Source organism: Salinicola corii, from assembly GCF_008298015.1.
Taxonomy (GTDB): Bacteria; Pseudomonadota; Gammaproteobacteria; order Pseudomonadales; family Halomonadaceae; genus Salinicola; species Salinicola corii.
In genome coordinates this window covers 17,371-29,742 of sequence record NZ_VTPX01000024.1, presented here as the reverse complement: position 1 = coordinate 29,742, position 12,372 = coordinate 17,371, and the positions used below count along the sequence as shown (strand labels likewise).

Below are 12,372 nucleotides of genomic sequence, written 5' to 3'. Positions count from 1 at the left end.
GTGGAGAAACGATATCCTCAATCATCTGCCAGCGCTGGTCGGAAAGCTCGTAGCGGCCTGCCATGACTCTCTCCTGTTCAATGAACAGAGATAGCGTAGCAACCATGACTTTTCAGACAGAACCTAGGATGTTTTCCGTCACCGGCAACATTTCAGTCATCAGGCTGCTCCGGTGCCTGGTAGTCAGGAGTATATGGAAGATGCTGCCAGGCGAGTAGCGTTTTGGCAGCGCTTTGGCTTTTGGGTGAGAGAAGACACACATCCGAAACTACCCATGAAGGCTAATTTGGGAGACCTGCGTCTACTTGATGGACCTGATACACCTCATGGCATTCCTCGGACACTTCCCTTATCTAGATTTACTCCGATCAGCCAATCCTGAGGCCATCCACGTGGGCATTTGAGGAAAGGCAAACTTTACCTTCTTACTGGCTTGAATCAGCAAGTTCGCCAGCCTCGAGGCTTCGATTCCGTCACATACCTCGATCATCGGCAAATTGATTTCATCGAGAGAGTCAGGGATGTACGGCAGGTGAAGACGACCTGTGACAGCAATTTCGGCATATCGGTCTTCAAGGTGTTCAATCTCTGCCTCTGGAGCGCCAATTGGCCATATGTTGACCTGGAAGATGGAAACCATGGGCTCGCTTTCGAACGCTGAGCGATAGACGGTTTGCACCTTGGCTGCCACTCCAGGCGCTTTCCCCAGTAGTGGAGCCATCAGGAAACGCTGAGCCGCCTGAATCCAGGACACGAACTGGGGATCAGGGTGACAGATGCCGGAAGCCCCACCCAAAAGAGTCCGGAGGGACTGCGGATGAAAGAGCTTGATACATCGTATTGGGGGCAGAGCTCTTCAGGTGTGACCGTGAAGCTACCAACTGGCTGCTGAGAACTGGACATCGCGAGAGATTCCTGTTGCTTTGAGTCGTTAGCAACGATGCCTATAGATCTGCTTAGGAGCGACAGGGAATGTTAATCCAAATGCTCAGACATTCTCCCCAACGAGGGAAAGGGGAAATGGCTCAGGCAAAGGGTTTGAAGGGAAGTGTAGTGGTCAACTAATTCCGGACAGTGAATTGAGTGTTGCTTCCGCTTGGGCGGGCGCCATGCCGCCGTTGTACTGATGAGGCCGTTGCTGGTTGTAGCGCTCCATCAGATAGAAGCTGATATCTCGTAAAGCTTCCTGCGCTGACAAATAGCCGGTCGATGGCATCCACTCGCTCTTGTAGCTGCGGAACAGCCGCTCCATCGGGGCGTTATCCCAGCAGTTACCGCGACGGCTCATGCTCTGCTGCATCTGATAACGCCACAGCCGCTGCCGGAAGGCTCGGCTCGCATATTGACCGCCCTGATCTGAATGGAACAGCAGCCCCGGCGGCCTGCCTCGCTGCTCGAATGCCCTGTCCAGCGCATTGATGGCCAGGGCCGCATCGGGGCGATTAGATAATGCCCATCCGACGACGCGTCGTGCATACAGATCCAGCACGACGGCCAGATAGTGCCAACGGTTCTGTACCCACACGTAGGTGATATCGCCACACCACACCTGATTAGGCGCGGTGACAGTAAACTGACGGTTCAGGCGGTTGGGAATATCGGGTCGCTCGACCGTTGCCTGTCGGTAGACCGGCGGTCGTGGCTGTTTGCAGACGAGCCCCGCCTCCCGCATCAGGCGTCGAATCTTGAAACGCCCCACGTTGAGCCCTGATTCGCGTATCTGCAACATGATCGTTCGGCTACCCGCGTAACGCCGGCTCTGGTTGAACAGCTCTCTAACGGTTGCGCGCAACGTCAACCGCTCGATATCGACGCGAGATCGGCGAAGGCGATGTTCGTAATAGCTCGAACGTGCAATGCCAAAGGCGCTACAGACCATATTCACAGGCTCCTGCTCACTCAACTGGTCTATCAGCGCGTACGATCGAGATCGTACGACATCAAGAGAGCGGTAGCCTTTTTTAGTATCGCTTTCTCCCGTTCCAGCCGGTTGATGCGGCTCTCGAGCTCCTGGATTCGCTGCTGCTCGGGCGTCAGCGCTTTTGACTTTGGCGTGACACCACCGCGCTCTGCCCGGAGCTGATCTATCCAGCGTCTCAGAGGCGTTTCGCCGACATCGACGGCGCGAGCGGCTTGAGCCACGGAGTAGCCTTGGTCAAGTATGAGCCCGGCGGCTTCCCGCTTGAACTCGGTGGAGAATGAACGACGTTTTCTGGCCATGGATCACCTCTACTTTGGTGGCGACGATACCACCTAAATGGGTGTCCGGTTTTAGTGAACCACTACATTGACCACTACAAATTCTTGTGAGACAGCGGTTGAGAAGGCTCTCTCTGTAATGAAAGCGGCTGACGAACAAGCCCGCCATAGACGCAGTCACAAGCCCTCCCAAAACATCCGTCACGTAATGCGTACCTACGTAGACTCGAGAAAACATCACTAGCAGAGCTGCCAAAAAGAAGAGCGCTCCCATTTTGATGCGGCCATGGAAGAAAAATGTAACGGCTATCGCGACAGCACCGGTAGCATGGTCAGAAGGGAACGAGGGATCCATGCTGGGTGCGATTAAAAGGTGAGTGAGCCCCTCCGTATAGGGGCGAGCACGCGATATGAATAACAGTACAAGTTGATTGATTAACAGCCCCGAGGTGAGCGTCAGAGCAGCGGAAATAGCAAGATATCTCATTTCACTTCTATTAACTCGGAACCACCACAGCGGTACAACGCACAGAGCCATCAGGGGTAGCCCCAAATGGGTAATCGCGATCATTAGCCAGTCGAGTAGAGATGAGCGCCCAGATAACCCATTGATGAGAGAAGTCAAGTTGGAATCGATCGACATTTCTGAAATCCGTCACATTTTCGTAACATGACTCTAATTGAACAATTATGAAGAGATCCTTATTACTATCCAACTTTTGGTGATAACTGAGGCCAGGGATATTCTGACGATGAAAGCCAGGATGGAAATATTCTCTTAAGCTTCGCTGCTTACCCTATGCTCAGGTCAGTTTGTGAGGGGGGGGGATGAGTAGCGTGTTAACTAAAATCCGGCGTCATGATGGCATGCGCCGGCTGGGAAAATGTTTGGAGAGACGAGCCAAGAGCGGACTCTACCGCCTACTAAGCGCCACGTCTGGTTCACCTCGCCGTGCATCGTCTTTGGCATTGGTCGATGCACAGCGAGTTCTACTCATCAGGCCTAATTTTCGGCTAGGAAATGCTGTCATAGGGGCTAGGATGGTTGAGGCATTTTCGAAATGCCGACCAGAAATTCGAGTCGACTACCTGGGCACCGACACAACAGCGCGGCTATTTTCCGGGATGGGTATCTCAAAATATCATGCATACAGTCGAACGTTCTCATTTCGACCTTGGCTATTTTTGTGCATGATCTGGGAGTTGCGAAAAGAGAATTACGATTTGGCGATTCAGGTCGGCGAAGGCTCTGTGACGAGCTGGCTTTTTACGCATCTATGTGGCGCAAAAAAAAACCTGGGGCAAAGAGGGCGCTTGCAGAACACCTATGACTGGCTAGTTGATGGAAAAACTAACCACGCGTATGAGTTGCCTAGCGCTATTGCGCATTCTCTGGGTTTAAGCTGTGAATCCTTGCCGTGGATGGTTGTAAGTGAAATGGAACATGCTAGGGCCGAAGCGCTTCTTAAAGTTTCATCCAGAGGTGGTGTTGTCGGAGTTTTTGTCGGTGGCCATCTCGACAAACGTTTGCCACTAGATTTCTGGCAGGCCCAGATTAGAGAGCTCAATATGACGGGGGAGGGTTATGTAGTAATGGTTGGACCCGAAGAGGAACATTATCGTCCGTACTTGGAACAGTGCTGTGGCTCTCAAGGTCAAATATTGCCATTGATGCCGATCCGTGAATTTGCGGCTGTGCTAACTCATATAATCACGTTAATCACGCCGGATACGGGGCCTATGCACATGGCCACGGCCCTAGGAGTGCCTGTCATAGCCATACTCAACGCTAGAAAGTCGCATAAATTTTGCCCTCAGGGCATAGCCGATAAAATTCTCTTTCGCCCAACACCGCGGGACGTTACTACAGTACTTTCGGCGAGTCCGCTAATTCAGTTTGGCTGGGCGAGAACAGAGCATATGCTGGATAGAAAGCTGCTGCTGGGTGATTTTTGAGCTTTTTTCAAAAGCGGCGTTGTAACCGGTTGAAACAAATCGGCGAGTACTAATCAACACATTAGGGCGTATTGGACTCGGCTCGAAGTTCCTAGCGAGTCACCAACCTCGGCGGTCTCAATGACCAAGTGCAACACGTAACCCATCAGGTACGGTGTTGCCATGACCTACTGCTACCGCCACCTCACTGCTGAAGACCGAGCTGCCATCATGATGATGCGAATGACTCACTCGATCCGAGCTATCGCCTGTCATCTGGGCCGTGCCCCGAGTACCGTATCGCGTGAAATCGCTCGCCATACGGTTGACTCCATCAAGGGCTACGATGCCAGCCTCGCAGGCTACCGGGCTCGCTTAACGCGTCATCGGCCACGTCAGCGCCCCAAGCTGCATCCCGACGGCGAGTTGTTCGAGGTCGTAGTCCATCTGCTGCGCAAGTACTGGTCACCGCAACAGATAGCCCGCACACTGAAGCGCATGTCGCCTAATGATTCACATCGACAAGTCTCCCACAACGCGCTCTATGTGATGCCCCGCGGCAGCCTCAAGAAGGAGCTTATCGGCTGTTTGCGGCAGGGCAACGGCAAGCGTCGGCCACGCAGCCGTGGCTCGGATCGACGCCAGCAGATTCCCGATCTGGTCAGTATCCACATGCGGCCGCCTGAGATCGAAGACCGCCTGATGCCTGGCCACTGGGAGGGCGACCTCATCATTGGCGCCAATAATCGCTCCGCGGTCGGTACATTGGTGGAGCGCACCACCGCGACACCGTGGCGACGCCGCCGCCGCTTCACCATCAAGCCAGCAGCTCGGTACAGGCGGTAAATCCGCTTGTGGTTGACCTGCACACCAGCACGTCGCAGCAGGATGTGCAGGCGGCGATAGCCAAAGCGCCGACGCTCTTGAGCCAGTTCCACCAGTTGGGCTTGCAGATCGGTGTTTTGCGCGTTGGCTCGCGGTTGGTAGCGCAACACCGAGCGGGACAGCCCGATCAACTGACAGGCACGGCGCTCGGAGATGCCGGTTTGCGCCTGCATCTCGTGCACCGCCTCCCGCCGGGTTGTCGGGCTTACCCTTTTCCCCGGGCGACCACTTTGAGCGCCTCGATGTCGAGGTGGGCCTCGGCGAGAAGCTTCTTCAGCCGGCTGTTTTCCAATTCGAGAGCCTTCAGGCGTTTGGCATCCGGCACACTCATGCCACCGAACTTGGCCCGCCATGTATAGAACGAGGCATCATTGAAGCCGTGCCGGCGGCACAGCTCCTTCACTGGCACACCGGCCTCGGCCTGCCTGAGGAAGTCGAGAATCTGCTCTTCGGTAAAACGCTTTTTCACTGCCGTCTCCTGCTCGGAAAACGGACTCTACTAAGTTCAGCGTGGTACTGAAATCGGGGAGCAGGTCACAAGCGCCCCACGATGACTTCTCTTCATGCCCAGCTATCAACGTTCGGTGTTGTCACTCAGGTCTCAGGATAGCAGGCCAATCAGCGCTCATTGAGGTACTCAACAAGTCCATCGATGAACTGGCGAATCTTTGCTGCGAGATGCTTGCGGCTGGGATAGATGATCTGAATGGGTAATGTGCTGCCTTGGAAGCTGGGTAGCAACTTCACAAGACGCCCAGCATTGGTGTCGCTTTCCATGAGCGACGCGGGAAGAAAGGCAATACCCATACCATGAATTGCAGCCTCGCGGATGGCCTCGCCGCTATCGAAGCGGAATAGCCGACCTCCCTCGATCGTTATGGGCTCATCGTCTGGCGCTGCCAATGTCCAGCTGCCAGGACGTGGACTCAATCCATAGATGAGCCGCTGGTGGTGCTCCAGATCACCAGGCGTGTCTGGTGTGCCGAAGCTTTCGAGATAAGCTGGCGAAGCGTACACACCTCCCTGAGCCTGCTCGATAACCCGTGCGATCAATTGAGAGTTCTGCGCGACTTCGCCTAACCGGATGCTCAAGTCGAAGCCCTCCTCAACCAGGTCGACGATCCTGTCGGTAAAGCTTACCTCCACATCGAGTGCTGGCCACTGGTCCAGAAACCTGCTCAGGAAAGGCAGCACAACGGCACGGCCATATATTTCCGGGACCGTCAGTCGCAGTGTCCCCGTTGGCTGGGGCGTGTCCTGCCGGATACTGGCCTCGGCTTCTGCCAGATCCTGCAGAATTTGAACGCAGCACTCATAGAATCGTTGCCCATCGACTGTTAGAGACAGTCTCCTTGTAGTTCTGTGGAAGAGTCGCGTTCCGAGATGCGCCTCAAGTCTGGCCACAGCCTTTCCCGCTGCAGAGCGAGTCAGCCCTCGAGATTTTCCTCCCGCGATGAAACTACCTGACTCGGCGATGGCGACGAAGACGCGAAGCGCTCCGAGATCAAGACCGGAGGCTTGCTTGTGATCGATAGGGAACGAGCGGAAACTCATTGGAGATCCTGGTTCGACAATTTAATGTATATATTATCACTGTTGAATTCTGTTCCTCAAACGAGGTGGATGATGCTATCACGAAAATCTCAAGACGCATTGAATGGCTGGCTGAAGGTGGCCGAACCGATCGCGCTCAAGTTGAGTGGAAAAAATGAGGCCGATTGGCAGGAAGTGCGGGAGGCCTACATGGACGGCCTTGATCAGTTGTTTCCAGCCCCGACGGGCGTTTCCTATGCCACGGTTGAACTGGGTGGGGTGTCTACCATGCTGGTGACGCCGGAAAACTACAGTGAAGACCGAGCGCTGTTCTATATCCATGGTGGCGGATACGTACACGGTGGAGTGAAAGGGTATCGTGGCTTGGCGGGACGGTACGCCACAATGCTGCGTTCCAGAGTATACCTCCCCGATTATCGCCAGGCTCCCGAACATCGCTATCCGACACCGATCGAGGACACGTTCTCTGCCTATCGTGCATTGATAGATACCGGTGTGGCACCAGGCTCGTTGATGCTATCTGGAGACTCTGCCGGCGGAGCCATGGTCGTCACTATCATGCGGAAAGCAAGAGATGCTGGATTCGCACTGCCCGTCGCAAGCGTGGCGATATCGCCCTGGGCGAATCTCACTCACAGTGGCTCATCGGCAACGGAGCGAGACGGTATCGATCCATTGGTGAGCACGGCCTTTCTCGATGAACTAGCTAGTCGTTTTCTTGCAGGAACCTTACCTACCGATCCAGACGCCTCACCAGTTTTCGCGGATGTCCGAAACCTCTCTCCCACTCTGATTCAGATCGGAGAGAACGAGGTGATGCTGAGCGATGCAATCCGCTTGGCTTCGCACCTGGGGGAGAATCGTGTTCGGACCTCGTTAGAAGTATGGCCCGGCATGTTCCACGTATGGCATTTGTTAGCAGGCATCCTCCCAGAGGCTGACCAGGCACTGCGAAATGCGGTAAGGTTTTACGAGGATGCATTGGCCCTTGAAGCCGTTCGCTCAACTTAGTGAGCTCGTCCGAAGAGCCCCGTGGGCACTCGATCTTGTCAGGTAATAGGCCGGAACTATGTTGATTAGAGTCTTGCAAAGAAAAAAACAGGGGAGAGAATCATAGTCAACCATAAAGATGTTCTCAATTCGGATGTTGTGGACATTTTGACGACAGACCAACAGGAAATGATCGATCTGCTCGAATAGATCGAAAATACCTCCGGTCCCGTTCAGCGCAGAGACATTGCCGATACCGTGATTGCAGAAGTAATGCGCCACTCCGTAGCGGAAGAAATGTTCGTAACGGCACGGAGAGAGTTGAGCATGACAAGTAGGAGCACGATGAAATCGCCAACGTAATAAAGGAGATGGAAGATGTTGGCGCCTCCGATTCAGCGTTTCTAACGCTTGCGCAAAAACTGGAAAAGCAATTGCGCCATCACGCAAACGATGAGGAGTCCAAACAATTCCCTCAGTTGCGTGCCCATATTCCTGCCCAGGGTCTTGTTGAATTAGGCGAGAAGGTCGAGACAGCAAAGAAACTCGCCCCTACCCGGCCACACCCTAACGCACCGCACTCCGAACTCTTTCACAAGAGCATCGGCCCTGGTATCGGCATGGTAGATCGACTTCTAAACCAGCTTACGGGACGGATGACCGGCTAGGATCACGAACTGCATCGCTAACCTTTCTGCATATACATGCCGGGATTCGTGAGAGTCTTAACGGTACATGACGAAAAAGCCGCTTGGTGTCTGGATCACCAAGCGGCTGATTCGAAACTAAATGCTGCCAGGCAGGTCGCGATCAAGATCCATGGAGCGCGCCGTCATCGTAACCGGGCCACTCCTCATCAGGAATATCCCAGTAGTCGCCGTATGGGACGCCGTCAACCTCGTATTGGGTCAAGTAGTCGCTGAGAAGCTCGCCGAACTTGTCCTGCTGGACCTGCCGCTTGCCCTCCTCGATCAGACCGGGGATGAGCGCCACGATTGCGCCGACACCCGCCGCAGCAACGCCGAGACCGCCAGCCAGCACCGGAATGATGCGGGGGATTGATGAGAGCACAAGTCCAAGACTACCCTCTACGGCGGAAGCGAGGCCAGCCATTGTTCCCATCGCACCGGCCGTGATCGAGAGGGCTCCGCCGACCTTGTCGCCGTTGCGGAGCATCTGGACGCCATCGAAGATGCCGTAGGCTCCTGCCGCCACACCCGCGATGCCACCGAGCCCCTTCGCTGCTTGCTCGAATTTCTGCGTGACATCGGTCAAGTACTTGTTGAACGATTTTGCGTCCTGCAGGCTATTGCTCTCCGGCGATACATCATCAAGAAGCGAACCGACATGGTCCAGAAGATCGCCCTCCAATTTTCCTTTCACGTCCTTCAGGTGAGCAAGATAGCCCTTGGCGCCACCTTCCGTCATGATCGTCGCGGACATGACTGAACCAGTGGCAATATCGACGATCTGCCGATCGGTGAGTTTACCTGAGCCGCTTGCGCCCTTGGCTATCGTGATACCTGCCATGAAGAGGCCGCTGACGCCGTGCAAGCCGCCCTTGCCGTAAACTTCCTTGAGAGAACCATTTGGATCGAGAAGTTTCAGCTCGTTCAGGGTTTTGCTACCTTGTCGCAGGAGATCCCACTCCCCGCGGAATCCGGCGAGGATCTGATCGGGCGTCGTCTTCTTCCCGTTCGCATTGATGAAGAATTCGGGATTGGTCTCGTTGATCTCATCGATCAGTTTCTTGACTTTCTCCTCGTCGAGTTCATCGCCGCCGTCCTTGCCGAATGCTGTCTTCAGGTCGTCGAACGAAGCATCCTTGAAGGCATTTTCCTGCGCAAGCGTCTGGAAGTTCTCGTTCAGCTTATTGTCGAGTTCGCCCGTGAATTCCGGATCGAGAGCCGAGTTGTAGAGCGCAACCTCCATCGTGAAGGCACTCGTCGCCTCCTCGAACGAGTTGTCTCCGTCATCGAGAAGTTCTTTATATCGCTCGCCTGAAGCAATCTGGTTCTCATAGTAGTCTTTGAACTCGCCGGCATGCTCGGACTTGCTGACTGCGCCCTGGATCTCCTTCAGGTCGTCAATTCCGAGCACGCTCTGGAATGTCTGTGCCGACTGGAAGAAACTGGCAAGAGCTGTCTGTTGGTCGGTCTTGCCGTCCTTGGTATTGGTCTCCCACAGAGCATCGAGCGCCTTGCCCGACTTGATCTCGTCCTCGTAGGTCCCCTCGACGGCCTTCTTCAAGCCTTCATTGCTCTCAAAGAGCGCGTCAATCTCCCTCGTGCTGTTCTCGTTCAGGTAGTCAACGACCTCCTGGTCGTCCTGAAGGATCGCGATATGGTCATTAACGTCTTGCAGCAGCTTCTCCGGGTCGGGATGTCCCCGCACGGCATTGGCAATCGAGACCTTACCGTAGTCGTCCTGCCACATGCCGGCCTCGGCACCTTTATTGATGAGCTTTTGCGCCGTCAAGAGATCCTGAAGGACGGCGGCCTTTTCCTTGGCGGAGTAGTTGTCTGGATTCTCGAAGACATCCGCGCCGAGCTCGCTCTTGTCCACGTTCGCAGTAGTGTTCGCGTTGGCCACTTCGGAAATGAAGGCGATCGCCGAGCCGGAATCCTTAGGCGAGTCGTTGGTCAGCCAGTTCGACAAGTCGTTCTTACTGACATCACCGTCCGTGTTCTGCGCCAACGAGTGCTTGGACGTATCGAGGATGTTGAAAGCGCCCGGCTGCGACCAGAAATCGAGCGCGTCCTTGAAGTCGTCACTGATCTGCGGATTCTCATCCTTATATTGTTGTAACGCTTCGGCCGTCAAATATTTACCGCTATCAGTCTTGCCTCGGATCGCATCGTAGTTTTCATCGATGATGGCGGCATATTTGGCCATCTGCTTCGATATGTCGTCAGCATCCGGATTGGCCTTGAGGAAATCCTTGTAACTACCGATGTCCTCGGGCTTTTTCACCTCCTTCAGGGTCTCGAAGCCATATTTTCCGAAGTCCTGAAGCCGGCCCGCCTCGGTGCCATGTTTTGCCTCTCCGCTATTGGTGAAGCCGTCGATACTGGTATTGGCTACGCCATTGCCGGATTGCGACTTGCCCTCACCATCGTACATCACGATGCGGTCGAGAACCTGACTGGCTCGGTAGGCGGCATCGGCGTCATTCTCGAAGTCACCGACCCGCTCCTTCAGCATGTCCTTGACGCCACTCTGATTGCCAAGGTTTTTCAGGAGTGGGCTATCCTCAATGATGTTTTCGGCCGAGCGATCATCATCTTCCGGCAACTCCCAGTCGATTCCGGCAGCCTCGGCCTCTTCGCGGGCTTTCTCGTTGTCGCCGACCGTCTCCGGTAGGGTGAGTTCACCCTTCAGGTGTGAGAAGCCGTACTTGCCAAAATCCTGCAGCCGCCCCGCCTCGGTACCGTGCTTCGCCTCGTCACTACTGGTAAAACCGTTGATTTCTCCATTGCCAACCTCATTGCTGGCAATTCTCTTGCCATCCTCGTCGAAACGCTCCACGTGTTCGAGCAACTGTACTGCCCGGTAGGCGGCATCAGCGTCATTCTCGAAATCGCCGACCCGCTCCTTCAGCATGTCCTTGACGCCGCTCTGGTTACCGAGATTCTTCAGCAGCTCACTGTCGTTGACAATCTCTTCGGCTGAGCGATCGTCATCTTCCGGGCGCTCCCACTGAATGCCAAGTTCCTCGGCGTCAGCGCGAACTTCCTCGTCATCCGCGGCCGAATCAATGTAGTTCAGCTCACCCTTAAGGTTGGTGAAGCCGTACTTGCCAAAATCCTGCAGCCGCCCCGCCTCGGTACCGTGCTTCGCCTCGTCACTACTGGTAAAACCGTTGATTTCTCCATTGCCAACCTCATTGCCGGCAATTCTCTTGCCATCCTCGTCGAAGCGCTCCACGTGTTCGAGCAACTGTACTGCCCGGTAGGCGGCATCAGCGTCATTCTCGAAATCGCCGACCCGCTCCTTCAGCATGTCCTTGACGCCGCTCTGGTTACCGAGATTCTTCAGCAGCTCACTGTCGTTGACAATCTCCTCGGCTGAGCGATCGTCATCTTCCGGGCGCTCCCACTGAATGCCAAGCCCCTCGGCCTCAGCGCGAGCGTCCTCGTCATCCGCAGCCGAATCAATGTGGTTCAGCTCACCCTTAAGGTTGGTGAAGCCGTACTTGCCAAAATCCTGCAACCGCCCCGCCTCGGTACCGTGCCGCGCATCTCCACTACTGGTGAAGCCATTGATTTCACCATTCCCGATGTCGTCGCTGGTTAGCCTCTTGCCGTCTTCATCAAACTTCTCGACATGTTCGAGCACCTGCACCGTGCGATAGGCCGCATCAGCATTCTTGTCGAAGTCACCGACCCTATCTTCCAACATATCCTTGACGCCGCTCTGGTTGCCTAGGTTCTTCAGAAGCTCGCTGTCTCCGATGATCTCCTTGGCCGAGCGCTTGTCATCTTTCGGACGCTCCCAGCGAATGCCGGCCTCCTTGGCCTCATTAACTGCGGAATCCCATGCGTCGCTGCTCCCCGACTTGGCTGAAGCGGTAGCTCCCAGGTTATCGATTGCTTTGATGCTCATGGCTAGTCTGTTCCTTTGCTTTGCCACCGCATAATAATTCATGGTCGTGCTGGTCGCTCTATGGCAATTTCCATTTCAAGCCAGCGCAGAGCATTCCGCGGTACAGGCCCTGCGATGCAGCACTGATTATGTGATGGATGAGGGGTTATTTGTCTGGCTACGCCATCGTGCTTGCTCATACGTATTTGAAGCTTATTGCGTGAA

At 54.9% G+C, this 12,372-nt stretch carries 8 protein-coding genes and 2 pseudogenes; 4 read left to right on the top strand and 6 right to left on the bottom strand.

Translation table 11 applies throughout. The annotated features are described in order from the left end of the window. Nucleotides 1–349 precede the first annotated feature (349 nt). The 3 genes from F0A16_RS21190 to F0A16_RS21180 all read right to left on the bottom strand — a co-directional run bounded on the left by F0A16_RS21190 (nt 350) and on the right by F0A16_RS21180 (nt 2,842). Nucleotides 350–754: a hypothetical protein gene (locus F0A16_RS21190; RefSeq protein WP_149437998.1), complete on the bottom strand. Its 405-nt coding sequence runs from the start codon at nt 752–754 to the stop codon at nt 350–352. Nucleotides 755–1,057: 303 nt separating this feature from the next. Then, nucleotides 1,058–2,220, bottom strand: a protein-coding gene (locus F0A16_RS21185; RefSeq protein WP_149437996.1) for an IS3 family transposase whose coding sequence is annotated in 2 segments (ribosomal slippage) — nt 1,058–1,965 and nt 1,965–2,220 — 1,164 coding nt in all. Because the reading frame shifts where the segments join, the coding sequence is not laid out codon by codon here. Then, complete coding sequence (locus tag F0A16_RS21180; protein ID WP_149437994.1) at nt 2,156–2,842, bottom strand: phosphatase PAP2 family protein; 687 nt, start codon at nt 2,840–2,842, stop codon at nt 2,156–2,158. Before F0A16_RS21180 ends, F0A16_RS21185 begins: the two co-directional genes overlap by 65 nt. A 548-nt stretch (nt 2,843–3,390) precedes the next feature. Between F0A16_RS21180 and F0A16_RS21175 the strand changes: the two genes are divergently transcribed. Continuing rightward, nucleotides 3,391–4,155, top strand: a complete 765-nt coding sequence (locus tag F0A16_RS21175; RefSeq protein WP_187776106.1) for a glycosyltransferase family 9 protein — start codon at nt 3,391–3,393, stop codon at nt 4,153–4,155. Between the two features lie 162 nt (nt 4,156–4,317). Continuing rightward, nucleotides 4,318–4,917, top strand: a pseudogene (locus tag F0A16_RS21170) (IS30 family transposase); the annotation flags it as partial. Here the strand turns inward: F0A16_RS21170 and F0A16_RS21165 are convergent. Then, nucleotides 4,908–5,488 (bottom strand): annotated as a pseudogene (locus tag F0A16_RS21165) (transposase); the annotation flags it as partial. The pseudogenes F0A16_RS21170 and F0A16_RS21165 overlap by 10 nt on opposite strands. A 149-nt stretch (nt 5,489–5,637) precedes the next feature. Next, on the bottom strand, nt 5,638–6,573 hold the full coding sequence (locus F0A16_RS21160; protein ID WP_149437990.1) for a LysR family transcriptional regulator: 936 nt from the start codon (nt 6,571–6,573) through the stop codon (nt 5,638–5,640). Nucleotides 6,574–6,642: 69 nt separating this feature from the next. Between F0A16_RS21160 and F0A16_RS21155 the strand changes: the two genes are divergently transcribed. After that, the gene (locus F0A16_RS21155; protein WP_223119853.1) at nt 6,643–7,584 is read left to right on the top strand and encodes an alpha/beta hydrolase; all 942 of its coding nucleotides are present in this window, start codon (nt 6,643–6,645) and stop codon (nt 7,582–7,584) included. Between the two features lie 350 nt (nt 7,585–7,934). Further along, on the top strand, nt 7,935–8,231 hold the full coding sequence (locus F0A16_RS22065) for a hypothetical protein (protein WP_239023922.1): 297 nt from the start codon (nt 7,935–7,937) through the stop codon (nt 8,229–8,231). A gap of 142 nt (nt 8,232–8,373) precedes the next feature. Here the strand turns inward: F0A16_RS22065 and F0A16_RS21145 are convergent, their stop codons facing one another. Further along, nucleotides 8,374–12,168, bottom strand: coding sequence for a type III effector HrpK domain-containing protein (locus F0A16_RS21145; RefSeq protein WP_223119852.1), 3,795 nt, complete (start codon nt 12,166–12,168; stop codon nt 8,374–8,376). Nucleotides 12,169–12,372: the final 204 nt, after the last annotated feature.